Source organism: Streptomyces sp. NPDC051041, assembly GCF_044456065.1.
GTDB classification, from domain to species: Bacteria; Actinomycetota; Actinomycetes; order Streptomycetales; family Streptomycetaceae; genus Streptomyces; species Streptomyces glaucus.
This window is the reverse complement of the sequence record NZ_JBITFM010000003.1, coordinates 342,787-366,607: the sequence shown is the minus strand read 5'-3', so window position 1 is coordinate 366,607 and position 23,821 is coordinate 342,787. Positions and strand designations below refer to the sequence as shown.

19 protein-coding genes and 2 pseudogenes are annotated in these 23,821 nt (G+C 75.1%); 10 read left to right on the top strand and 11 right to left on the bottom strand.

The annotated features are described in order from the left end of the window. Positions 1-181: 181 nt before the first annotated feature. Positions 182-2,260 carry a SpoIIE family protein phosphatase gene (locus ACIBAI_RS07780; RefSeq protein WP_399031903.1) on the top strand — a complete coding sequence of 693 codons (2,079 nt, stop codon included), beginning with the start codon at positions 182-184 and terminating at the stop codon, positions 2,258-2,260. Between the two features lie 65 nt (positions 2,261-2,325). Here ACIBAI_RS07780 and ACIBAI_RS07775 read toward each other — a convergent pair whose 3' ends face one another. Further along, complete coding sequence (locus ACIBAI_RS07775) at positions 2,326-3,153, bottom strand: putative protein N(5)-glutamine methyltransferase (RefSeq protein WP_399031901.1); 828 nt, start codon at positions 3,151-3,153, stop codon at positions 2,326-2,328. A gap of 417 nt (positions 3,154-3,570) precedes the next feature. On the opposite strand from ACIBAI_RS07775, the gene ACIBAI_RS07770 reads away from it, so the two are divergent. Then, positions 3,571-3,966 carry a MarR family winged helix-turn-helix transcriptional regulator gene (locus ACIBAI_RS07770; protein ID WP_399032216.1) on the top strand — a complete coding sequence of 132 codons (396 nt, stop codon included), beginning with the start codon at positions 3,571-3,573 and terminating at the stop codon, positions 3,964-3,966. A 73-nt stretch (positions 3,967-4,039) separates the two neighbouring features. Here the strand turns inward: ACIBAI_RS07770 and ACIBAI_RS07765 are convergent. Beyond that, positions 4,040-4,270: pseudogene (locus tag ACIBAI_RS07765) on the bottom strand (GNAT family N-acetyltransferase); the annotation flags it as partial. A gap of 124 nt (positions 4,271-4,394) precedes the next feature. Between ACIBAI_RS07765 and ACIBAI_RS07760 the strand changes: the two are divergent. The 3 genes from ACIBAI_RS07760 (at position 4,395) to ACIBAI_RS07750 (ending at position 7,093) form a co-directional block, all read left to right on the top strand. After that, on the top strand, positions 4,395-4,997 hold the full coding sequence (locus ACIBAI_RS07760; RefSeq protein WP_399031899.1) for a sulfite oxidase-like oxidoreductase: 603 nt from the start codon (positions 4,395-4,397) through the stop codon (positions 4,995-4,997). A 28-nt stretch (positions 4,998-5,025) separates the two neighbouring features. After that, positions 5,026-5,745 carry a ferredoxin reductase gene (locus ACIBAI_RS07755; protein WP_399032214.1) on the top strand — a complete coding sequence of 240 codons (720 nt, stop codon included), beginning with the start codon at positions 5,026-5,028 and terminating at the stop codon, positions 5,743-5,745. 379 nt (positions 5,746-6,124) lie between these two features. Then, complete coding sequence (locus ACIBAI_RS07750; RefSeq protein ID WP_399031897.1) at positions 6,125-7,093, top strand: acetylxylan esterase; 969 nt, start codon at positions 6,125-6,127, stop codon at positions 7,091-7,093. A gap of 179 nt (positions 7,094-7,272) precedes the next feature. On the opposite strand, the gene ACIBAI_RS07745 is transcribed toward ACIBAI_RS07750, so the two are convergent. Next, positions 7,273-7,998: a methyltransferase domain-containing protein gene (locus ACIBAI_RS07745; RefSeq protein WP_399031896.1), complete on the bottom strand. Its 726-nt coding sequence runs from the start codon at positions 7,996-7,998 to the stop codon at positions 7,273-7,275. Positions 7,999-8,191: 193 nt separating this feature from the next. Between ACIBAI_RS07745 and ACIBAI_RS07740 the strand changes: the two are divergent. After that, positions 8,192-9,079: pseudogene (locus tag ACIBAI_RS07740) on the top strand (D-alanyl-D-alanine carboxypeptidase family protein); the annotation flags it as partial. 38 nt (positions 9,080-9,117) lie between these two features. Here ACIBAI_RS07740 and ACIBAI_RS07735 read toward each other — a convergent pair. From ACIBAI_RS07735 to ACIBAI_RS07700, 8 genes are all read right to left on the bottom strand, one after another. Next, entirely contained in the window at positions 9,118-10,479 is a 1,362-nt protein-coding gene (locus ACIBAI_RS07735) for a glycosyltransferase 87 family protein (protein ID WP_399031894.1), read from the bottom strand. Continuing rightward, positions 10,476-11,870 carry a polyprenol phosphomannose-dependent alpha 1,6 mannosyltransferase MptB gene (gene mptB, locus ACIBAI_RS07730; RefSeq protein ID WP_399031893.1) on the bottom strand — a complete coding sequence of 465 codons (1,395 nt, stop codon included), beginning with the start codon at positions 11,868-11,870 and terminating at the stop codon, positions 10,476-10,478. The genes ACIBAI_RS07735 and mptB overlap by 4 nt, the downstream gene beginning before the upstream one ends. 424 nt (positions 11,871-12,294) lie before the next feature. Next, positions 12,295-13,317 carry an asparaginase gene (locus ACIBAI_RS07725; RefSeq protein WP_399032212.1) on the bottom strand — a complete coding sequence of 341 codons (1,023 nt, stop codon included), beginning with the start codon at positions 13,315-13,317 and terminating at the stop codon, positions 12,295-12,297. Continuing rightward, positions 13,317-14,018 carry a FadR/GntR family transcriptional regulator gene (locus ACIBAI_RS07720; protein WP_399031891.1) on the bottom strand — a complete coding sequence of 234 codons (702 nt, stop codon included), beginning with the start codon at positions 14,016-14,018 and terminating at the stop codon, positions 13,317-13,319. The genes ACIBAI_RS07725 and ACIBAI_RS07720 overlap by 1 nt, the downstream gene beginning before the upstream one ends. A gap of 461 nt (positions 14,019-14,479) precedes the next feature. Continuing rightward, a complete protein-coding gene (gene crcB / locus ACIBAI_RS07715; protein ID WP_399031889.1) occupies positions 14,480-14,854 on the bottom strand; it encodes a fluoride efflux transporter CrcB in 375 nt (124 codons plus the stop codon). After that, positions 14,851-15,372, bottom strand: coding sequence for a fluoride efflux transporter FluC (locus ACIBAI_RS07710; RefSeq protein ID WP_399031888.1), 522 nt, complete (start codon positions 15,370-15,372; stop codon positions 14,851-14,853). Before ACIBAI_RS07710 ends, crcB begins: the two co-directional genes overlap by 4 nt. A 231-nt stretch (positions 15,373-15,603) precedes the next feature. Next, positions 15,604-17,181 (bottom strand): arabinogalactan endo-beta-1,4-galactanase, encoded by a 1,578-nt coding sequence (locus tag ACIBAI_RS07705; protein WP_399031886.1) that lies wholly within the window; start codon positions 17,179-17,181, stop codon positions 15,604-15,606. Positions 17,182-17,292: 111 nt separating this feature from the next. Continuing rightward, entirely contained in the window at positions 17,293-19,314 is a 2,022-nt protein-coding gene (locus ACIBAI_RS07700; protein ID WP_399031885.1) for a beta-galactosidase, read from the bottom strand. A 231-nt stretch (positions 19,315-19,545) separates the two neighbouring features. Here ACIBAI_RS07700 and ACIBAI_RS07695 point away from each other — a divergent pair, with 231 nt between their 5' ends. The 4 genes from ACIBAI_RS07695 to ACIBAI_RS07680 are packed head-to-tail and all read left to right on the top strand — an operon-like array spanning position 19,546 to position 23,781. Continuing rightward, positions 19,546-20,865 (top strand): ABC transporter substrate-binding protein, encoded by a 1,320-nt coding sequence (locus tag ACIBAI_RS07695; RefSeq protein ID WP_399031883.1) that lies wholly within the window; start codon positions 19,546-19,548, stop codon positions 20,863-20,865. After that, positions 20,862-21,851 (top strand): carbohydrate ABC transporter permease, encoded by a 990-nt coding sequence (locus ACIBAI_RS07690; RefSeq protein WP_399031881.1) that lies wholly within the window; start codon positions 20,862-20,864, stop codon positions 21,849-21,851. Before ACIBAI_RS07695 ends, ACIBAI_RS07690 begins: the two co-directional genes overlap by 4 nt. Beyond that, positions 21,848-22,753 carry a carbohydrate ABC transporter permease gene (locus ACIBAI_RS07685; protein ID WP_399031879.1) on the top strand — a complete coding sequence of 302 codons (906 nt, stop codon included), beginning with the start codon at positions 21,848-21,850 and terminating at the stop codon, positions 22,751-22,753. The genes ACIBAI_RS07690 and ACIBAI_RS07685 overlap by 4 nt, the downstream gene beginning before the upstream one ends. After that, the gene (locus tag ACIBAI_RS07680) at positions 22,750-23,781 is read left to right on the top strand and encodes a LacI family DNA-binding transcriptional regulator (RefSeq protein WP_344601210.1); all 1,032 of its coding nucleotides are present in this window, start codon (positions 22,750-22,752) and stop codon (positions 23,779-23,781) included. Before ACIBAI_RS07685 ends, ACIBAI_RS07680 begins: the two co-directional genes overlap by 4 nt. Positions 23,782-23,821: the final 40 nt, after the last annotated feature.

Genomic DNA, 23,821 nt, shown 5'->3' with positions numbered 1-23,821 from the left:
GACGGTCCGGGTCCGTTCCGCCCCGCCCCGGTGAACATCCGCGAGGCGGCGGGCGTCCTGCGGACGGAGGAAGATGGAAGGAATCAGCAGGGACGTCCGGGAATCGACCCTGTGTGCGGTGGGACAGGGAGCCGGCACCGGGAAGGGCGTGCCGCGCGAGACGGCGAAGGCAGGGCGTGGGATGAGTGCAGCCGGGTCACCCGTGGTCGGGGCCGACGAGCCGCCCCGCGGTCCGGTGCGCCCGAGCGGGCTGCTCGACGTGCTGGGCGTGGCCTCGGTGGTCCTGGACACCCGGGGGCGGATCGTGCTGTGGAGCCCGCAGGCCGAGGAGCTGTTCGGCTACACCGCGCAGGAGGCGCTCGGGCAGTACGCCGCCCGGATCATGGTCCACGAACAGCACCTCGACGTGGTCGTCGAACTGTTCTCGGAGGTCATGGACACCGGCCGGAGCTGGGCCGGGGCCTTCCCGGTCCGGCGCAAGGACGGCACCACGCGGCTGGTGGAGTTCCGCAACATGCGGCTCCTGGACGACCGGGGCGAGGTGTACGCGCTGGGCCTGTGCGCGGACCAGTCGACCGTGCGCCGGGTGGAGCGGGACGTGGCGCTGTCGACGCGGATCATCGCGCAGTCGCCGATCGGGCTGGCCGTCCTGGACACGGAGCTGCGGTACGTCTCGGTCAACCCGGCGCTGGAGCGGATCGACGGCCTCCCCGCCGAGGAGCACCTCGGCCGCACGGTCCGCGAGGTGCTGCCCCAGCTGGACGCGGACATGCTGGAGTCCGCGGCGCGCCAGGTCCTGGAGACCGGCCGGCCGCTCGTCGACCGGTCCACGACCGGCCGGACACCGGCCGATCCGCAGGAGGACCACACCTGGTCGGTCTCGCTCTACCGGCTGGAGGACGCGTTCGGCCACGTGCTGGGCGTGGCCGTGTCGGTCGTGGACGTCACCGAGCAGCACCGGGCCGGCGTCGAGGCGGAGACCGCCCGCCGGCGTCTGGCCCTCATCGCGGACGCCTCGACCCGCATCGGCACCACCCTGGACCTGGACCGCACCGCCCGCGAGCTGACCGACGTGGCGGTGCCGGAGCTCGCCGACGTCGCGGCGGTGGATCTGCTGGACGCGGTGGTGAAGGGCCGCCGCAGCAGTCTGGACCCGGCCGAGCCCGCGCTGATCCGCTCCCTGGCCGTCCGGGCGTACGACTCCCCGGAGGCGCTGGGAGCGGCCGATCCGCCCGGCCAGGTCGCCCGGTACGCGCCCGACCGTCTCGTCACCGAGTGCGTGCGCACCGGCCGCCCGGTGATGGTGCCGCGGGTGAAGGACGTCGACCTGCTCCGCATCGCCCGCTCCCCGCTGGCGGCCGAGCTGCTGGGCCGGGCGGGCCTGCACTCCTACCTGGCCGTACCGCTGATCGCGCGCGGCGAGGTGCTCGGCGCGCTCGACCTGAAACGGACGCACAACCCGCTGCCGTTCGGCGAGGACGACCTGCTGCTGGCCCGGGAGCTGGCCGCCCGCGCGGCCGTGCAGATCGACAACGCCCGCTGGTACCAGAACGCCCGCAACACCGCCCTCACCCTGCAGCGCAGCCTGCTGCCCAGCCATCCGTCGGTGACGGGCGGCCTGGAGGTCGCCTCCCGCTACCAGCCGGCGGAGGCCACCAGCGAGATCGGCGGCGACTGGTTCGACGTGATCCCGCTGGAAGGCTGCAAGACGGCGCTGGTGGTGGGCGACGTGATGGGCAGCGGCATCACGGCGGCGGCGACCATGGGCCGGCTGCGCACGGCGACGAACACCCTGGCCTCCCTGGACCTGGACCCGGCCCGGGTGCTGGAGCATCTGGACCGCGGCACCACGGGCCCGGACCAGGCCATCGCCACCTGCGTCTACGCCGTCCACGACCCGCATCTGCGGCAGTGCCGGATCGCCGTCGCCGGGCACCTGCCGCCGGTGCGGGTCCGCACCGGGCACCCCCCGGAACTGCTCGACCTGCCCACGGGGGTGCCGCTGGGCGTGGGCGGTGTCTCCTTCTCCACCACCACCGTCGGCCTGGAGCCCGGTGACCGGCTGGTGTTCTACACCGACGGTCTGGTCGAGACGCGGCGGCACTCGCTGGACGAGCGGCTGGACCGGCTGCTGTCCCTGCTCGACGGCCCGGACCGCCCGCTGGAGGAGGTCTGCGACACACTGCTGCGCGCCCTGCACGAGCCGGACAACGCCGACGACGTGGCGCTGCTCATCGCGCGGGCGACGGCACCGGCGTAGGCGGGCCGGGCGCGCGGGGGCCGCCCCGGCCCGTCGTACCGGCGTCGACGGGCCGGGCCGCCGGGCTACGGCCGGACGCCGGTCACGACGTGGGCGTACAGCTCCTCGGAGACGGCCAGACGGGTCGTCAGGCCGCTGCGGGCGAAGGCGTCGACGGCCGCCGGCGCCTGGCGTTCGCTCGTCTCGACCAGGACGCAGCCGCCGGGCGCGAGCCACCGGGGCGCCTCGGCGGCGACCCGGCGCAGCACGTCGAGGCCGTCCGCACCGCCGTCGAGGGCGACCAGCGGCTCATGCTCCCGGGCCTCCGCGGGCAGCAGGCCGACCTCGCCGGTGGGGACGTACGGCACGTTGGCCGCGAGGACGCCGACGCGTCCGCGCAGCTCGCCGGGCAGCGCATCGAACAGGTCGCCCGTGTGCACCCGGCCGCCGGCGGCGGCGACGTTGCGGCGGGCGCAGCGCACCGCGGCCGGGTCGATGTCGGCGGCGTGCAGCTCGACCGGGCCGAGCGCGTCGGCCAGGGCCGCGCCGAGGGCTCCCGAGCCGCAGCACAGGTCCACGACGACGGTCGCGCCGGGCGCCTGGGCGAGGGCCTGTTCCACGAGGAACTCGGTGCGGCGGCGGGGTACGAAGACGCCGGGTTCCACGGCGATGCGCAGCCCCCGGAACTCGGCCCAGCCGAGGACGAGTTCGAGGGGCTCGCCGGTGACGCGGCGGTCCACCAGGGCGGTGAGCTCGTCCGGGGTGCGGGCGGCGGCCAGGAGCAACTCCGCCTCGTCCTCGGCGAAGACGCAGCCGGCGGCGCGGAGCGCGGCGACGACCGGGGCGCGGGACGGCGGTGGCACGGACGGCGGTGGCGCGGAGGGAGACGGGGGCGGAGAAGACGCAGGTGGCATGGAGCCGGGGGCCTTTCGGGAACGAAGGGCGCTCTCGCGGTCGCCTACCGGCGGTCCGCGCGGTCCTGGGACGGGAGCACCCGGGCCGACACAGCGGTGATGGGTCCCACCTCCTCGCCGTACGACGGCCGGGACGGTCCGCGGCCGGACCGCCACCCTATCCGAAACGATCGGCCCCGGGCCGTCCCCGCGGACGCCTTCGCCCCGGCAGCGGCGGGCGCCCCCGCGCGGGCGGGTCCCGCCCCCGCGCGCCCGCCCGGCGCCGCGGACCGGGACGGGCCCGCCCCGAATCCAGTTGTAGTATGCAACTGAAAGTGCGAGGGAGGTCCCGTGGAAGCAGCCGACGCGTCCGGCGAGACGCCTGCCGCCCCCGGCGGCTCCGCGGCGGACTCGGCCGTGGAGACCATCCAGCGCGAGATGACGGTCTTCGCCCGGCGGGCCAGGGCCTCGGCGGGCCGTATGCACCCCGAACTGTCGCTGGTGTCGTACACGCTGCTCGGGCACCTGGAGGAGAGCGGCGGCTGCCGGGCCACCGACCTGGCCGCCCACTACGCCCTGGACAAGTCCACCGTCAGCCGCCAGGTGGCCGCCCTGGAGCGCGCCGGCCTGGTGGAACGGCGCCTCGCCCCGGGCGACCACCGCGTACAGGTCCTGGACCTGACGGACTCCGGCCGCCGCGTCCTGGCCCGGGTCACCGAGAGCCGCCGGGCGGCCTTCCGGGAGCGGCTGGCGGACTGGCCGGAGGAGGACCTGATGCGGTTCGCCGCCTGTCTGCGGCGGTACAACGCGTGGCCGGGGACGGTCGACGGCTGAGGGCGGACGGCGGACGGCCGCCCGCGGCGCCCGCGGTCAGCGCGCCCGGTGCGGCGCCGGCGCGGCCCGCCCGTCCGCGCCGCCCGGGGGCGCGGACGGTGAGGAACGCCGTGGTGCGGCGCAGCCGGAAGCCGAGCGCCTCGTACCGGCGGATGGCCGCGGTGCTGTCGGCGCCGGTGTGCGGGAACGGGGTCTCGCCCCGGGCCCGGATGCCGTGGGCGACGGCGGCGATCAGCCGGGCGGCCGGGCCCCGGCCGCGGAAGGCGGGGCCGGTGCAGACCGCGCTGATCCCGGTCCACCCCGGCGATCACGCTCCCACCCGGCGGGAGGGGGCCGCCCCGGAGCACGTACGGTTGAATGCGTAAGCATCGTCCACGTCCGTCCCGCGGACCACCGCTCGCCGCGCGACCCGGAGAACGAACACCCGTATGAACATCACCCGAGGTTTCACCGGACGCCGTGCCCCCGACCCCGGACTGCCGCCCGGCCAGTACGACGCGGGCGACGACTGGCCCGTGCTGTCCGCCGAGGTCACGCCCGACCTGGCGCCCGCCGACTGGACCTTCCGCATCGACGGCCTGGTCGAGGAGGCCCGCACCTGGACCTGGGAGCAGGCCCACGCGCTGCCGGCGACGGCGTACGAGGGCGCCATCCACTGCGTGACGGGCTGGTCGAAGTTCGGGACGCGGTTCGGGGGCGTGTCCCTGGACGCCTTCCTGGAGGCGGTCCGCCCGCACCCGTCCGCCACCCACGCCGTCGCCCGCGCGCACACCGGCTACACCACCAACCTGCCGCTCGCCGACCTGACCGGCGGGCGCGCCTGGATCGCCTGGGAGTACGACGGCGAGCCGCTCGCCCCCGAGCACGGCGGCCCGGCGCGGCTGCTGGTGCCGCACCTGTACTTCTGGAAGAGCGCCAAGTGGATCGCGGGCCTGACCCTCCTCGACCACGACGAGCCGGGTTTCTGGGAGCGGAACGGCTACCACGCCCGCGGCAACCCCTGGGAGGAGCAGCGGTACTCCGGTGACTGACGCCTCCCCTCCCCCGGCGCGGTTCGCCGTGCCCGGACGCATCGCCGTGAACGGCGGGACCGCCGGGACGTGGCGGACCGCCACCCTCACCGGGATCCGCCGTGAGACCCCCCGCGCGGCCACCTTCCGGTTCGCCGTGCCCGGCTGGCCGGGGCACCTGCCCGGCCAGCACCTGCTGCTGCGGCTGACCGCCGAGGACGGGTACGTGGCCCAGCGGCACTACTCGATCGCCTCCGCGCCCGACGACTCCGGCCACCTCGAGCTGACCCTCGACCACGTCGAGGACGGCGAGGTCTCCGGCTGGTTCCACACGGTGGCCCGGCCCGGCGACCGGGTCGAGGTGCGGGGCCCGCTCAGCGGCTTCTTCGCCTGGCCGGGCGACCGGCCCGCGCTGCTGATCGGCGCCGGTTCCGGGGTCGTACCGCTGATGTCGATGGTGCGGTACCACCGGGCGCGGCGGCTCACGGTGCCGCTGCGGCTGCTGGTGTCCGCCCGCAGTCCCGAAGAACTCCTCTACGCGCGGGAGCTGGGCGCGGAGACGACGCCGGTGTTCACGCGGAGCGCGCCGGAGGGCGTGCCGGTGGGACGGCTGTCGGCCGCCCATGTGGCGCCGCTCATGGCCGAGGCGCCGCCCGGCGGGTGGGAGGCGTACGTGTGCGGCTCCAACTCCTTCGCCGAACACGCCGCCCGGCTGCTGGTGGCGGCCGGGCAGCCCGTGGACCGCATCCGCATCGAGCGCTTCGGCTGACCGGCGCGGCGGCCGGTCGCCCGTGCGGCGGCGCGGCCGGTCGCCCGGCTCCGGCGCGACGGTCGTGGCGCTCCTCGCACGCGGCGCCGGCTCGCCGGGCGGAGCGGGGGCGGGCCCGTGCCGGGCCGCGGTGGGCGACGCGCCGCCGGGGACGGGGCCGCCTCGCCCGCACGGTGACCCGACCACCTCCCCGGGAACCGTCCGCCGGGCGCCTCCCGCCCGCCGTCCCCTCGTGACGCTGCCACCTCACCGACCAGCGGCTCACCACCGGCCACGGGGCCTTCCGCGCGACCGGACCGCCGTGCGGACCTGGCGAGTCCTCCGACCACCCGCGTACGGTGTGATCATCGGCACTGTCCCTTCACGAAGGCGGTTCCCCATGGCCCTGTTCGACCTTCCCCTCGACGAACTCCGCGCGTACCGCAGTTCCTCCACCGAGCCCGAGGACTTCGACGCCTTCTGGTCCAAGACCCTCCAGGAGGCCCGCGAGCACGACCTGGACGCCCGTTTCGAACCGGTCGACACGGGCCTGGCCACGGTGCGGGTGTACGACGTGACGTTCGCCGGGTTCGGCGGTCACCCCGTCAAGGGCTGGCTGGCGCTGCCCGCCGGGGCCGAGGAGCCGCTGCCGCTGGTGGTCGAGTTCATCGGCTACGGCGGCGGCCGCGGCCTGCCCCACGAGCACCTGCTGTGGGCGTCCACGGGCCGGGCGCACTTCGTCATGGACACCCGCGGACAGGGCAGCGCCTGGGGCGCCGGAGGCGGGACCGCGGACCCCGTGGGCGGCGCGCCCGCCTACCCCGGATTCATGACCCGCGGCATCGACGCGCCCGAGAACTACTACTACCGCCGCGTGTTCACGGACGCGGTGCGGGCCGTCGAGGCGGCCCGCTCGCACCCGCTGGCCGACCCGGCCCGCACCGTCGCCGTCGGCGGCAGCCAGGGCGGCGGGATCACGATCGCGGTGGGCGGCCTGGTCCCGGACCTCGCGGCGATCGCGCCGGACGTGCCGTTCCTGTGCGACTTCCCGCGCGCGGCCACGCTGACGGACCGTCACCCCTACCGGGAGATCGGCCTCTACCTCAAGACCCACCGCGGCCGCACCGACGACGCCCTGCGCACCCTCTCCTACTTCGACGGCGTGCACTTCGCCGCCCGCGGCCGGGCCCCGGCGCTGTTCTCGGCGGCCCTGGAGGACCAGACCTGCCCGCCGTCGACCGTCTTCGCGGCGTTCAACGCCTGGGCGCACGACGACAAGGCGATCGAGGTCTACGACTTCAACGACCACGAGGGCGGCGGCCCGTTCCAGGAGGCGGCCAAGCTGCGCTGGCTGCGCTCGTACGCCTGACCCCCGGTCCTTCGCACGGGCCGGGTTCCGCCCGGCCGGCCGGTCGTGGCGCCCGGGCCGCGGCGGCGCGGCCCGGGCTGCCGGCGGACCGCCGGCAGGCCCTGCCCGAGCACCGTGCGGCGCCTGCCCGCGGTCGCCGCGGGCGGTGTCCCGGTGGGCGGGGCGGGAAAGGGTGCCCGTCAGTCCGGGCGGCGGGCCACGACCAGCCGGACGCGGGGACTGCCGTCACCGCGCCGTCCGAACTCGGGCAGGGCGTACAGCTCCACCCCGAACCCCGCGCGCAGCAGCTCCCGCCGCACGTTCCCGAAGCGGAACGTGCGGTAGTACATGACGAACGGCGGACGCCACAGCGCGTTGCGCACCCGCATCACCGTGTCGAAGCCCAGCAGCCCCCAGTACGCCGGGGATCCGGGGCGGGGCGGGGCGACGACCGGGAAGGCGAAGCGGCCGCCCGGCCGCAGCACGGAGCGCACCTGGGCGAACAGCCCGGGCAGTTCGCGGGGCAGGAAGTGCCCGAACGCGCCGAAGCTCACCACGAGGTCGAAGGCGGACGCGAACGGCAGCGCGCGGGCGTCCGCGCGGACCCAGGCGACCGGTACCCCGGCGGGCCGGGTCCGCTCACGGGCGACGGCGAGCATGCCCGCGCTGAAGTCGACCCCGGTGACGCTCCGCCGGCACACCCGCGCCAGCACCCCGACGCCCGCGCCGGTGCCGCAGCACAGGTCGAGCCCGGTCTCGAAGGGCCCCGTCCGCGCCAGCGCCGAGGCGACGGCGTCGAGCACGGGACCCGGCGTCCGGAACGGGGTGTGGTCGAACTTCGGCGCGAGCAGGTCGTAGCCGCGCTCCACGGACGACAGCGCCTGGACGGCGAGTTCGCGCGGGCCGGGGCCCTGGGGGCTGAACACCCGACCAGCCTACGGGGAGGATCCCTTCGCGCGGAGCCGCTGCCGCGGCGTCACGGGCCGCGCGTACCGGAGGATCCGGCCGACGCCGCCCGCGCGCCGCGCTGCCCGGGCCGCATCCCCCGTCCGGGTGCTGCCGGACGCCGTTCGGCCCGGGCAGCGCGGCGTCCCGAGGCGCTGTTCCTACGTTTGCGGCATGAAGATCGGATCGACTTCCCGGGGCGTCGCGTCCGCCTGCGCTCTCGGCGTGGCGGGTCTGCTGGCGCTCACGCCCGCCGCGGTGGCGGGGGGCGGTGCGGGGGCGGAGCCCGGCGCGCCGGGCGGTCCACGCGCGAGGGTCCCGGGACCGGCCCTGCTGTACCGCTCCGGGACGCAGGTCCGGCCGCGTCCCGGAGCGCCCGGGGTCCCGGACGTCTCCGCCCGGTCGTGGCTGGTGGCCGACGTCCGCACCGGCGAGGTGCTCGCCGCGCACGACGCGCACCGCAGGCTGCCGCCCGCCAGCACCCTGAAGACGCTGTTCGCCCTCACGGTGCTGCCGGTGCTGCCCGGCGGCCTCAGGCACCGGGTCGACGAGCGGGAACTGCGGGGCATCGGGCCGGGCAGCAGCCTGGTCGGGGTCGCCGAGGGCCGCACCTACCGGGTGTCCGACCTGTGGCACGGAGTCTTCCTCAGCTCCGGCAACGACGCCGTGCGCGTCCTGGCCGCGCTCACCGGCGGCTGGCGGTCCGCGGCCGAGCGGATGCAGGCCAGGGCCCGGGCCCTCGGCGCCCACGACACACGGGTGCTCTCACCCGACGGCTACGACACCCCGGGCCAGGTGTCGTCGGCGTACGACCTGGCGGTCTTCGGCCGGGCGGGGCTGCGCAGCCGGGAGTTCGCGCGGTACAGCGCCACGGTGCAGGCCGTCTTCCCGGGCCGCGGCAGCGGGCAGTCGTATCCGATCCGCAACACCAACCGGCTGCTGACCGGCGCGGACGGCGTCGAGCGGTACCCGGGGCTGGTCGGGATCAAGAACGGCTACACCAGCCGCGCGGGCCACACCCTCGTCGCCGCCGCCCGCCGGGGCGGGCGCACCCTCGTGGTGACGGTGCTGAATCCCCGGGCGGGCGGTGGCCTCGCCGTCTACGAGGAGGCCCGCTCGCTGCTCGACTGGGGATTCGGGGCGGCCGGCCGGGTCGATCCGGTGGGTTCGCTGGACGCGCTGCGTCCCCGGCCGCGGCCGGGCCCGGAGGCCGGGGCGGCCGCGGCGGCGACCGTGGCGGCGCCGGCGGGCCGGTCCGGCCGGTCCGGCGGTGCGGGCACGGTCGCGGGCGCCGTCGGGCTAGGCGTCAGCGCGGCGGCGCTGCTGCTGCTGCTCGCGCTCAGCCGTCTTCCGCGGGAGTGACCGACCGGCAGCCACAGCAGCAGGCCGAGGGTGACCCAGGTGTAGGCGTTGCTCCCCAGGAAGCCGTCGACGCCGGACGCGTCGTCGGACCACAGCCACACCACACTGGTGCACAGCACCGCGTACAGGGCGCCCGCGACCCGCGGGCGGCCGGCCCGGACCAGGACGGCGAAGGACGGCAGCAGCCACACCAGGTGGTGCACCCAGGTGATCGGACTGACCAGGCACGCGGCGAGCCCGGTCAGGGCGAACGCGGCCGTCCACTCCCCGGCGGCGGCCGCCCGCCGCGCCCGCCACGCCCACACGCCGAGGACCGGCAGCGCTGCGGCCGCCCAGACGGCGTGGCCCGTCTCGCCGAGCCGGGCCAGCACGCCCTGCAGGGACTGGTTGGAGACGTAGTCGAGACGGCCGATCCGGGTGGTGTCCCACATGGCCTCGGTCCAGTAGAAGCGCGAGGCGTCCGGGGCGATCCGGGCCGCGAGCGCGGTGGCCCCGGCGGCCACGGCCGTCGCGACGGCCGCCGCGCGCCACCGCCGGGCCACCAGCAGCAGGCCGATGAACAGCGCGGGCGTCAGCTTGACCGCCGCCGCCAGCCCGATGCCGGCGCCCGCCCACCGGGTCCGCCCGGTGGTGAGCAGCCACGCGTCGGCGAGGACCAGGGCCAGCAGCAGGACGTTCACCTGGCCGAAGCTGACGGTGTCGCGCAGCGGTTCGAACAGGGCGAGCGCGCAGGCGACGAGCGCCCAGCCGTACCAGCCGTGGCGGGGCCGGGCCGGTCCCGCCAGGACGCGCAGGACCAGCGCCAGGGCCGCCAGGTCGAGCAGCAGGGCGACGGCGATCGCGGTGCGCAGGTCGAGCAGGGCCATCGGCCCCATGGCGACGGCGGCGAACGGCGGGTAGGTGAAGCCGTACGGCGTGCCGGGCACCCGGTAGTCGTAGAGCCGGCCGCCGCGGTGGACCCAGTGGTCGAGGGCGCCGTGGTAGACGCGCAGGTCGAACCAGTCGCGCAGCAGCGGCACGGTCGCCGTGAAGACGGTCACGGCGGCCGCCAGGACGAGCACCAGCAGCAGCCGGCCGCGGTCGGTGCGGGGCGCTCTCACGCGGTCCGCCCCAGGACCGGGGCCAGTTCGGCCTGGTGGGCCTGGAACAGCACGACCATCGCGAGCACACCGCCGGAGACGGCCAGCACCAGCTGCCCGGCGTCCGCCGGGCCGCCGCCGGGCAGCACCGACAGCGCGAGCACGCCGGTCACGGCCGCCGTCCGGTGCCGTACGGAGGCGCTGGGCGCGGCGGCGGCGATCAGGAACAGGCCCCACAGGGCGTACCAGGGGCGGATCGCCGGCCCGAGGGCGGCCACCGCGGCCAGGCTCAGCCCGAGCGCGTAGAGGGGGCGGGGGCGCAGCCGCAGCCAGATGACGACGGTCGCGGCCACGGCCAGGGCGGTGCCGAGGGTGTGCCAGGCGGGGACGGCGAGCGGCGCCAGATCGCTGCCGAGGCGTTCCAGCAGGGACCGGGTGGCGCGGCCGAGGAGGCTGGTGAGGGCCCAGTTCTGCGGGGAGACGGGGGTGTCGAGGGCGCCGATCCAGCCGTATCCCGTGCCGGCCGCCGCCGTCGCGGCGACCGTGGTGACCGCCGCGGCGGCGGCGGTCGTCGCCGCGGCCCGTACCGGGTGGCGGCCCGCGCGCGCCTGGAGCACCACGACCGCGGCGAGCCCCAGCACGGCGGGCGCCTTGACCAGGGCGGCGAGGGTGACGAGGACGGCGCCCGCCACCGGCCACCGGCCCAGCGCCGCGACCAGTCCGGCGCCGAGCAGGCCGAGCATGACCGCGTCGTTGTGGGCGCCCGCGACCAGGTGGAGCAGGACGAGCGGGTTGAGCGCGCCGAGCCACAGCGCGGCGGCCGGGTCGGCTCCGCTGTGCCGGGCGAGGCGGGGCAGCGCCGCCGCCATCAGCGCGACGCCGGCCAGCGCGACGAGCCGCATCCCGAACACACCCGCCGGAATCTGGCCGTGGGTCAGCCCGGACAGGGCGGAGGCCACGGCGAGGAACACCGGTCCGTACGGGGCGCCGGTGTGCCGCCACAGCGGGGCGACCTCGGCCGCGAGCGGGCCGCCGAGCCGGGACGGGCCGTGTGCGTACACGTCGATGTGCGCCTCCACCATGGCGCCCTGGGCGAGGTAGCTGTAGACGTCCCGGCTGAACAGCGGCGGCGCGAGCAGCAGGGGCGCCGCCCAGACGGCGAGGACGAGCAGCAGGGCGCGCGGCGCCGGCGGTTCGGGTCCGCGGACCGCCCGGCCCAGCGACACCCAGGCCGCGATCAGCAGGACGACGCCGAAGTAGACGCCGACGACACCCAGGGCGGCGCGGCCGGAAGCCGGGTGCAGGAGTTCCCGGACCGGCAGGGCCCCGGCCGTCTCACCGCCCAGCGCGAGCACGGCGGTACCGGCCAGGCCGAGCATCTGGCAGCGGTGGAGATCGACGGGAAGAGCCATGACCAACACTCGGCAAGGGTGTCGGTGCCGGGTGGCCGGGAACTGACACGCCGCTCGCCGGGGGGCGGCCTGCGGGTGACCGGCTCGCGATCGGCGCACGGGCACGCGGACGACGGCGCCCGCAGGCGCCCCCGTCGTCCGCCGGTCCCGCCCCCGGTGCCGCGGCCTCGGGCGGTCGAGGCCGGCCGCGAGGCGGGAGGCCGGGCGACCCGGCCCGGGGCGGCCGCGGGCGGGAGCCGCCCGTCCCCGTCCGCCGTCCCGGTGCGCCTCGGCGGGGGCGCGCCGCGCTCGCCGAGCAGGCCGTGCCCGCTGTGGGTGGCCGCGGCCGTCGTGGCGGGGCCGGGTCCTCCCCCGGACCGCGGTGCGGGTGGAGCGGGCACCCGGGCCCCGGACCCGCGCTGCGTGCGGGGCCGGGCCCCGGGTCTCAGGGCGCGGTGGGGGCGAGGTGGGCGAGCGGGTCGAGCGCGCGCACCGGCCGGACGGCGCCGACCGGCCGGCCACCGCCGAGCAGCGGCTCCCCCGCGAACCCGGCGAGCGCCGCCGGGTCGACGCCGGCGCGGGCGAGAGCGGCCGCGGCGACCGGGATCCGCGCCCGGTCGGCGCCGTCCGCGATCTTCACGGCGACGGCCCGGCCGTCGGGCAGCGCGGCGACCTGGACGCCCTCGAAGCCGTCCTTGGCGAGCAGTCCGGGCACGGCCCGCATCAGCGCGGCCACGTCCCGGCCGGCGCCCGAGGCCATCTCGGCGTGCGCGCGCATCGCGTCCGCCACGCGCGCCTCGGGTGTGCCGGGCGCGGCGGTGACGATGCGGGCGGCGGCGCGGGCGAGGCCGCGCAGGGAGACGGCGAACAGGGGCGCGCCGCAGCCGTCGACGGTCACCCGGGCGACGCGCTGCCCGGTGAGGTCCTCGACGGCCTCGGCGACGGCCTGCTGGAGGGGATGGGCGGGGTCGAGGTAGTCGTCCAGGGACCAGCCGTTGAGCCTGCAGGTGTGGAGCATGGCCGCGTGCTTGCCGGAGCAGTTCTGGGCGAGCCGGGAGGGCGGGCGGCCCGCGCGCACCCAGGTGTCCCGGACGGCCGGGCCGAACGGCAGGTCCGGGACGTTGCGCAGGTCGTCCTCGGTGAGCCCGGCGAGCTCGAGGATGCGCCGGGCGCCGGCGAGGTGGCGTTCCTCGCCGGAGTGGCTGGCCGCGGCCAGCGACAGCAGCTCGCCGTCGAGGGGGAGCCCGGCCCGCACCATGGCGACGGCCTGGACGGGCTTGAGCGCCGAACGGGGGTAGAAGGCGGCCTCGACGTCGCCGAGCCGGAACCGGGTGTCCCCGTCGGGGCCGAGGACGACGACGGAGCCGTAGTGGACGCCCTCCACCACCCCGCCGCGGACGAGGTGGGCGACGGGGGCGTGGAGGGGTTCACGGACGAGGGGTGCGTCCGCGGGGGAACTGGTGCGCATCACTGCCTGGGGGTCGTGGGTCGGTGGGGGGACGTGGCTGCCGCCGGTGGGCGGGGTGCCGCCGTACGGGACAGGATGTCGGTGAGGGTCGTCCCGACGCGGTCGAGGTGGTGGGTCATGGCCTCGGTGGCGTCGCGCTCGGAGCCGTCGATCAGCGCCTCGACGATCGCCCGGTGCTCCCGGTCGGACTGCTCGCGGCGTCCGCCCAGCTCGTTGAGGAAGGCGGACTGGCGGGCCAGCGCGTGCCGGATCTCCTCGATGACCCGGCGGAAGACCGGGTTCTGGGTGGCCTCGGCCACGGCGAGGTGGAAGAGCGCGTCCATCGCGACCCACGCGGTGGTGTCCGTCTCCCGTTCCATGCGGTCCAGCAGACGGGTCAGGTGGTCGAGGTCCTCCGGGGTGCGGCGCAGCGCCGCGTATCCGGCGACCGGGATCTCGACGTGGCGGCGCACCTCCAGCAGGTCGCCGGCCGCGTAGTCGCCGAAGGTGGGTTCCTCGACGGTGTCCGCGACGACGAAGGTGCCCCTGCCGGTCCTGGAGACGGTCAGGCCCATGGTCTGCAGGGCCCGCAGCGCCTCGCGCAGCACCGGTCGGGAGACCTCCAGGGTGCGGCACAGCTCCGCCTCGGAGGGGAGCTTGTCGCCGATCGCGTAGTCGCCGCGCTCGATGGCGCCGCGGAGGTGGCCGAGCACCGCTTCCATGGCACTGACACGTCGCGGAGCCGGGCCACCTGTCTGGCTGTCTGACAGATTCACGGAGGTGATCCTGCGGGTGCCGGGAGGCGCCTGTCAAGGAACGGAAGGAACAATTCCGGACCGGGAGGCCGCACGGACTCCTCCCGGCCACGGATCCGCCGCGCGGCGGATCCGTGGCCGGCGGCCCGGGCGACGGCGTCCCGACGGCGGTCCGGCGGGTCCCGAAGACGCCGTCGAAGTGTCCGCCGGCGGACTCCGGCGACCCGGCCGGCGCAAGCGCGGACCACGACGGACGGGACAGCCGGGATGTACGGGACGGATGGGACGGCCGGGAGACCGGGCAGCCGGGACGGACGGGGTGCCGGGAGGCCGGGACGGACGCGCCGGCGGCCGTGAGGCCGCGCCGGCGGAGGCGGGAGCGGCCCCGGCAGGTGCGGGGGCGGCCCCGGCGGCCGGCTGGGCGGTGCCTACGTCCAGATCGCGCGGGCGAGCGCCACGCCGGCGTATGCCGCCCCCAGACCGGCCGCCACGCTCGCCACCACGTTGACGGCGGCACGGCGGCCGGCGCCCGTCTCGGCCAGCCGCAGCGTCTCGTAGGAGAAGGTCGAGTACGTCGTCAGCGCCCCGCACAGCCCCGTGCCGAGCAGGAGCCGCAGGGAGGAGCCCGCGGCTCCGGCGACCGTCGCCCCGGTGAGCAGGCCGAGGACGAGGCAGCCGACGACGTTCACCGTGAGGGTGCCCCAGGGGAAGTCCGAGCCGTGGCGGGACCGCACCGCCCGGTCGGTGAGGTGGCGCAGCGGAGCGCCGATCATGGCGCCTACGATCACCAGCAGCCAGTTCACGCCGGCTCCTCGCCCCGCGTGTCCTCTCGCACCGGTGCCCCCGGGGCGCCGTCGCGGGCCGCGGACCGGCGTCCCAGGACGCGGCGGGTTCCGGCGGCTGCCAGCGACACCGCCGCGAGGGCCGCGAGCGGGGTCGCGGCCAGGCAGGCCAGGCCCGTGCGGGTGTGGCCGGTGTCGATCAGCTGCTGGACGTCGACGGCGTAGGCGGAGAAGGTGGTGAACCCGCCGAGCACACCGGTGCCCAGGAACGGGCGCACGAGGCGGTGCGCGGCCCACACCTCGGTGACGGCCACCAGGAACACGCCGATCACGGCGCAGCCGGCGACGTTGACCCAGAAGGTCGTCCAGGGGAAGCCGCCGGCCTGCGCGGGCCACCGCAGGGAGATCGCGTACCGGAGCACGGCGCCGAGGCCGCCGCCGAGCGCGACCGCCGCGACGACGGGCCCCTGCGAGCGCGGGACGGTCCGGCGGGGGGTGCGGGACCGGGGGCGGGGGGTCCGGGCGTCCCGGGCTGTCATGTCGTACCTCTCCCACTCGCTCAAGGGGCCCGGACATGCGGGGCGCGCGCCTTCAACAAGCAGGGACCGTCGGCGGCGGCACTGCCGCGGTTCGGGTGCGGCGGGCCCCACCGCCGCGCCGCGAGCGGTGGTCGCGGCGCGGTCCAGGGTAACGCGGGCCGCCCGCCGGGTCGTGTCCGGACGGGCCGGGGCCCGGCCGCGGGTGTGCGGCCGGGCCCCGGCTCCGGGGGCTCAGCGGTGGCCGAACCAGGACATCGCCGGCAGTGCCCGGTCGTCGTAGCCGAACAGGGCCTGGTTCTCCCAGCCGTTGCCGGAGGAGGGGTCGGCCGGGTCCCAGCCGTTGCCGGCGACCGCGGTCCAGGTGGCCTCCCAGTAGAAGAGGCCGAGGCCGCGGCCGTTCGGGACGGCCTCCACGATGCTCGCCACGTCGTTCATCCAGCGGGTCTGCCCGGCGGTGGACGCCGGGTAGCCGGCCACCAGCTCGTCGGCGATGTCGATGATGTTCTCGTGCGCGTCCTTGCTGTCCAGCCGGAACGGGTAGGCCGTCTCCGCGACGAAGACCGGCTTGCCGTAGCGGGCGGCCGCGTCGTCCAGGGTCGTCTGGAAGTCGTGGAGCGTGCCGTGCCAGTAGCCGTAGTAGGACAGGCCGATCGCGTCGAACCGCACGCCGTGGGAGACGGCGTTGTCGAACCACCAGCGGGTGCCGGCCAGGTCACCGCCCTTGGCGAGGTGCAGGGCGACGGCGGTGGACGGGCTGACCGCCTTGACCGCGTCGTAGCCGGAGTTGAGCAGGCCGGCGAGCTGCGTCCAGTCGGAGGTGGATCCCTCGTCCCACAGCATGCCGCCGTTGATCTCGTTGCCGACCTGGACCATGTCGGCGGTAATGCCCTGGGCCTTCAGCGCGTTCAGCACGTCGTACGTGTGCTGGTAGACGTCGGTCCTCAGCTGGTCGTACGAGTGCCCGGCCCAGGCGGCCGGCTTGGCCTGGGCGCCCGGGTCGGCCCACGTGTCGGAGTAGTGGAAGTCGACCAGCAGCTTCATGCCCTGCGCCTTGATGCGCTTGGCCGTCGCCAGGACGTGGGTCTTGTCGTTGTAGCCGTCGGCCGGGTTCACCCACACCTTCAGCCGGGCGTAGTTCATGCCGGCGGACTTCAGGATGGCGAGTGCGTCGCCGGTGCGGCCCGAGGCGGTCCGGTAGACGCCGCCCTTGGCCTCGCTCTTGGCGAGGGAGGAGATGTCGGCGCCCTTGACGGACAGGCCGGAGGCGCCCGGCGCGAAGCTCAGGTCGTCGACGTTGATCCAGTTGCCGGCGTTCGCGTCGCTGTGGACGCTGATCGTGCACTGCTTGGTGGTCACCTTGACCGGCACGACGATGCGGATCCACCCACTGGCCGAGACCGGCAGGTCGGTGCGCTGCTCGGCGCCGCCGCAGTTCTTCAGGGCCAGGTAAGCGGCGTTCTGTCCGCCGCCGGAGCGGACCCAGGCGGTGAGCTTGTAGTTCCCGTTGGCGAGTCCGGACAGGTACTGGTACGTCTCCACCTCGTAGGCGGAGGACGCCCAGTGGCTCAGGCGGTAGCTCCCGCTGTGGCCGCCGGACTCCACGAAGGAGGCGCCGGTCGAGCCGTACTCGGACCATCCGGCGGGGGTGTCCGCGCCCGAACCGTCGGCCTCGAAGCCGCCATTGGCGAGGGTGGCGGCGGCCTGGGCGGCGGTGGCGGCCTGGGCGGCGGTGGCGGGCAGGGCGGTGAGAGCGAGCCCGGCCGCGAGGGGGAGCAGCAGGGCCCTGAGGGTGCGTCTGGGATGGAACATCGTCGTCCGTCGTCCCTTCGACGTGATGGGTTGGGGAATGCCCTCCTGATGGCGCCGGAGGGTTCCCCTCCGCCCGCGGCTCGCGGCTCGCACGGGCGGAGGGGGGTCGGCTCAGCCGTCGAGTCGTACGACCCGGACGGCTCCCGCGGGGACCGTCAGGCGGTCCGCGGCGCGTTCACCGGTCAGCAGCTCGGTGCCGTGCGCCTCCAGCGGCACCTCGGCGTCCGACGCGGTGTGGTTGATCGCGAAGAGGTAGGTGCCCGACTCGCCGGTGCGGCGCACCACTTCGACGTCGCGGGGCAGGCCGGCGCGCGGCGCGACCCGCGCGTCCGCCAGCGCCCGGCCGAGCAGCGCGTCGAGGCCGTCGGCGCCCAGGCGCGTGGAGACGTACCAGGCGGTGCCCTCGCCGAGGCGGTGCCGGGTGACGGCCGGACGGCCCGCGGGCAGGCCGTCGGCGTAGCTCCAGACGGTCTCGGCGCCGCGCGGCACCACGAACTCCGTCCACACGTCGCCGTCGAGCTCGCTGCCGTCCGGGCCGGTGAGGCGCACCCGCTCGCCCGGCAGCAGCGGTGAGAACTCCTCGACGGTCAGGCCGAGCACGTCCCTGAGGGGGCCCGGGTGGGCGCCCTCGTGCACGGCGTCGTGCTCGTCGACGATGCCCGAGAAGTACGACACGACGAGGGTGCCGCCCCCCTCGACGTAGGCCCTGAGGTTGCGCCCGGCCGCCTCGGTCATCAGGTACAGGGCCGGCACGACGACCAGGGGGTAGGCCGACAGGTCGGCCTCCGGGTGGGCGAAGTCGACCGTGAGGTGGCGGTCGTAGAGGACCTCGTAGAAGGTGTCGGCGCGCTCGCGCGGGTCGTGGTCCTCGCTGGGGCGCCACTGGAGGGTCTGCGCCCACCAGGAGTGCCAGTCCCACAGCACGGCCACGTCGGCCTCGGTGCGGGTGCCGCGCACGGCGGCCAGGGCGTCGACGGCGGCGCCGAGTTCGACCACCTCGCGCCAGACGCGGGTGTCGGTGCCGCCGTGCGGGACCATCGCCGAGTGGAACTTCTCGGCGCCGCGCCGCGACTGCCGCCACTGGAAGAACATCGCGCCCTCGGAGCCGCGCGCCACGTGGGCGAGGGAGTTGCGGGCCATCTGGCCGGGGGCCTTGGCGGGGTTGCGGGGCTGCCAGTTGACGCCCGAGGTGGAGTGCTCCAGCAGCAGCCAGGGCGCGCCCCGGGCCACCGAGCGGGTGAGGTCGGCGGCCATCGCCAGGTTGACGTGGGTGCGGCGGCCGTCGGTGATCAGGTAGTGGTCGTTGGTGACGAGGTCGACCTCGCGGCCCCAGGCCCAGTAGTCGACCGAGTCGCACTGGCTGAGCGCGGTCATGAAGTTGGTGGTGACCGGGACGCCGGGGGACAGGCGGTGCAGGATGTCCCGCTCCATGCGGAAGTTCTCGCGCATGGTGGCGTCGGCGAACCGCCGGTAGTCCAGCGCCTGGGCCGGGTTGCCGACCGTCGGCGTGGTCCGCGGCGGGTTGATCTGCTCCAGGTCCGCGTAGCGCTGGCCCCAGAAGGCGGTGCCCCAGGCCTCGTTGACGGCGTCCACCGTGCCGTACGTCGCCGCGAGCCAGCGGCGGAAGTGGGCGGCGCAGGAGTCGCAGTAGCAGGCCGAGACGGGGACGCCGTACTCGTTGTGCACGTGCCACAGCGCCAGGGCGGGGTGGTCGCCGTAGCGCTCGGCGAGCCGCGTGGTGATGTCCGCGGCGGCGGCGCGGTAGTGCGCGTTGCTGTGGCAGATGGCCGCGCGGGAGCCGAACTCGTAGCGCACGCCGTCGGCGGTCACCGGCAGCGCCTCGGGGTGGGCGCGGTAGAACCAGGCCGGCGGGGCCACGGTCGGGGTGCCGAGGTCGACGCGGATGCCGTTGGCGTGCAGCAGGTCCATGATCCGGTCGAGCCAGCCGAAGTCGTACTCCCCCGGCGCGGGCTCCAGCAGCGCCCAGGAGAAGATCCCGACGCTCACCATGGTGACGCCGGCCTCCCGCATCAGCCGGACGTCCTCCTGCCAGACGCTTTCCGGCCACTGCTCGGGGTTGTAGTCCCCACCGAAGGCGAGCCTGGTCAGGCCCTTGGGGGCGGTCTCCGGCATGGATTCTCTCCCGGGTGATCGATCGATTGGGAACGTGCACACACAACCGCTGCGGCGCGAGGGCAACATAACCGCACAGCAACAACCATTGACAAGTGTCCGGGACGTTTCTCTACTGTGAACGCTCACAGAAGCATGGCAGGGACTCGCGGCAGGCGGGGACCCGGGCCGGCTCGCATCTGCATGGCAGGTTCCCGCAGCAGGCGGGGACCCAGGTCAGGGGAGATATCCATGCCGTACACGAAGCACCGTCGCCTCGTGGCTTCCGCCGTCGCCGTCGCGCTCGGCGCCACCGCACTCGCCGCCTGCGGCTCGTCCGAGGAGGAAGGCGGGGCCCGGTCGGGACCGGTCTCGCTGACGTACTGGGCCTGGGCGCCCGGCATGGACAAGGTCGTCGACCTGTGGAACAAGGGCCCGGGCAAGAAGGAGCAGATCACCGTCACGGTGAAGAAGCAGGCGTCCGGCGACACGCTGGTCACCAAGATCCTCACCGCGCACAAGGCGGGCGAGGCGCCCGACCTGGTCCAGGCCGAGTACCAGGCGATCCCTACGCTGGTCAGCAATGACGCGCTCGCCGACATATCGGGCGAGGTCGACGACGTGAAGGGCAGGTTCGCCGAAGGGGTCTGGCAGCAGACCACGCTGGGCACGGACGCGGTCTACGCGGTCCCGCAGGACATCGGGCCGATGATGTTCTACTACCGCGAGGACCTGTTCGAGGAGTACGGCCTGAAGGTCCCCACCACCTGGGACGAGTTCGCCGAGACCGCCCGGCAGCTGAAGAAGAAGGCCCCGGACAAGGACCTCACCACCTTCTCCGCCAACGACTCCGGCCTGTTCGCGGGCCTCGCCCAGCAGGCCGGCGCCAAGTGGTGGACGGCCCAGGGCGAGAAGTGGAAGGTCGGCATCGACGACGACGCCACCCGGAAGGTCGCCGAGTTCTGGGGCGGTCTCGTCGAGGAGGGCGTCATCGACAACCAGCCGATGTACACCCCGGCGTGGAACAAGGCCCTCAACACCGGCAAGCAGATCGCCTGGGTCAGCGCCGTGTGGGCGCCGGGCACGCTGACCACGGCCGCGCCCGACACCAAGGGCAAGTGGGCCATGGCCCCGCTCCCCCAGTGGTCCAAGAGCGAGAACCGCACCGGCAGCTGGGGCGGCTCCTCCACCGGCGTCACCACCGACTCCGAGCACAAGGAGGCCGCCGCGAAGTTCGCCGCCTGGCTGAACACCGACCGCGACGCCCTCAACGCGCTGGCGAAGGAGAGCGGCATCTACCCGGCCTCCAGCTCGGCCCAGCTCAGCGGCGCCTTCACCAACCCGCCGGAGTACTTCTCCAACCAGCCCGACTTCTACACCAAGGCCGCCGAGATCGCGAAGACCACCGCGCCGGCCGCCTGGGGCCCGAACGTCAACGTCGCCTACACGTCGTTCAAGGACGCGTTCGGCGCCGCCGCCAAGAACAGGTCGGACTTCGCCGCCGCGCTCGCCACGATGCAGGACGACACCGTGGCCGACCTGAAGAAGCAGGGCTTCGAGGTCGCTCGGTGACCAGCACCACGACACGCCGGAGGCCGTACGGGGCCGAGGGTGCCCCGGACACCCGCCCCTCCCCCACCGCCCGCGGCCGGGGGCGGAGCGCCCCCTACTTCTTCCTCCTCCCCGCGGCCGCCCTGTTCCTGCTGTTCTTCGCCCTGCCCATCGGGTACGCCGTCTGGCTCAGCTTCCGCAAGGTGCAGGTCTCCGGGCTCGGCCTGGGCGCCGGCGCCCGCAAGGAGGTCTGGGCCGGACTGGAGAACTACACCGACGCCCTCTCCGACGGCGAACTGCTGGACGGGGCGCTGCGCGTGCTGGGCTACGGCTGCATCGTCGTCCCGGTCATGCTCGGGCTCGCCCTGCTGTTCGCGCTGATGCTGGACTCCGAGAAGGTCCGGCTCGCCCCCTTCACCCGGCTCGCGATCTTCCTGCCGTACGCGATCCCCGGCGTGGTGGCGGCGCTGCTGTGGGGCTTCCTCTACCTGCCGGACGTCAGTCCCTTCTACTTCGTGCTCGACCGGCTGGGCCTGCCGCAGCCCGACCTGCTGGACGGCGGTCCGCTCTACCTCGCCCTGTCGAACATCGCCGTCTGGGGCGGCACCGGCTTCAACATGATCGTCATCTACACCTCGCTGCGGGCCATCCCGGCCGAGGTGTACGAGGCCGCGAAGCTGGACGGCGCCACGCCGCTGCAGATCGCGCTCCGGATCAAGATCCCGATGGTGGCGCCCTCGCTGGTGCTGACCTTCTTCTTCTCGATCATCGCGACGCTCCAGGTGTTCAGCGAGCCGACCACCCTCAAACCGCTCACCAACTCCGTGTCCACCACCTGGAGTCCGCTGATGAAGGTCTACCAGGACGCCTTCGGCAAGGGCGACGTGCACGCGGCGGCCGCCCAGGCCACGGTCATCGCCCTGGTCACGCTGCTGCTGTCCTTCGGCTTCCTGCGGGCCGCGAACCGACGCACCAAGCGGGACGACAGTCAAGGAGCCGCCCGATGAGTTCTCTCGCCGTCCGCAAGGCCCAGCCGGCGGCGGGCACCACGCCCGGCGCCGCCCAGGGGCCCCCGCTGCGCCGCCGGATCGCGTTCGTCCCGACGGTGACGCTGCTGCTCGGCGCGGTCTACTGTCTGCTGCCGGTCGCCTGGGTGGTCATCGCGGCCACCAAGTCCGGCCGGGAGCTGTTCTCCACCTTCACCTTCCTGCCGGGCACGGGCTTCGCCCAGAACCTCTCGGACCTGAGCGCCTACCGCGACGGCGTCTACTGGCGGTGGATGGGCAACTCCGCGCTCTACGCCGGCCTGGGCGCCCTGCTGTCCACGGCCGTGTCCGCGGTCAGCGGCTACGCGCTCGCGACCTACCGCTTCCGCGGCCGGGAGACCCTGTTCAACGTGCTGCTGGCGGGCGTGCTGATGCCGCCGGTGATCCTGGCCGTCCCGCAGTACCTGCTGCTGGCCGAGGCCGATCTGACGGACTCGTACCTGTCCGTGCTGCTCCCGCAGATCCTCTCCCCGTACGGCGTCTACCTGGCGCGGATCTACGCCGCCGCCGCGGTGCCCGCGGACGTGGTGGAGGCCGGGCGGATGGACGGCGCGGGCGAATGGCGGATCTTCACGCGTCTGGCGCTGCCGATGATGGTGCCCGGCCTGGTGACGGTGTTCCTGTTCCAGTTCGTGGCCGTGTGGAACAACTTCCTGCTGCCGTACATCATGCTCAGCGACGACGAGAAGTTCCCGATCACGCTGGGTCTGCACACCCTGCTCGAACAGGGCGCCAACACGCCCGCGCTGTACACGCTGGTGATCACCGGCGCGTTCCTCGCGGTGCTGCCGCTGGTCGCGCTGTTCCTGGTCGTCCAGCGGTTCTGGAGCCTCGATCTGCTCTCCGGGGCCGTAAAGTCATGAGCATGAGCAACACCGGGGGCCGACGCAGGGCGCCGACGATCCACGACGTGGCGCGCGAGGCGGGAGTCTCGCGCGGCACCGTCTCACGGGTGCTCAACGGCGGCCACTACGTCAGCCCGGCCGCGCAGGAGGCGGTCAACGCGGCGATCCGCAGGACGGGTTACGTCGTCAACCGGCACGCCCGCTCGCTGATCACCGGACGTTCGGACTCCGTGGGCTTCCTGCTGACCGAGCCGCAGGAGCGGTTCTTCGAGGACCCCAACTTCAACGTTCTGCTGCGCGGCTGCACCCAGGCGCTGGCCGCGCACGACATCGCGCTGCTGCTGATGCTGGCGGGCACGCCGGACGAACGGCGGCGGATCACGCGGTACATCACCGCCGGGCACGTCGACGGGGTGCTGCTGGTCTCCAGCCACTCCGGCGACCCGGTCGCCGAGGAACTGCGCGCGGCCGGGGTGCCGCTGGTGGCGTGCGGCAAGCCGATCGGGCTGGGCTCGAAGGTGAGTTACGTGGCCGCCGACGACCGGGACGGCGCCCGGGACATGGTGCGGCATCTGCTCTCGCTGGGCCGGCGGCGGATCGGCGTGGTCACCGGCCCGCTGGACACGCCGGGCGGTGTCGAACGCCTCGCCGGCTACCGGGAGGTGCTCGCCGAGGCGGGCATCGCCCTCGACGAGAAGCTGATCGTCGAGGGCGACTACAGCCGGGCCGGCGGCGAGGCGGGCGCCGAGCGGCTGCTCGCCCGGGCGCCGGACATGGACGCGGTGTTCGTCGCGTCCGACCTGATGGCGCAGGGCGTGCTGACGGCGCTGCAGCGGGCGGGGCGGCGGGTGCCGCAGGACGTCGCGGTCGGCGGTTTCGACGACTCCCCCGCCGCCGTCGCCGCCAGCCCCGAGCTGACCACCATCCGCCAGCCCTGGGACCGCATCAGCACCGAGATGGTCCGGGTCCTGCTGGCCCAGATGAGCGGCGAGGACCCGGCGGCGGTGATCCTGCCGACGGAGCTGGTGAAGCGGGGGTCGGCCTGACGAGGGCGGCCGGTGACGCGGTGGCGGGGGCGGCTTCCGC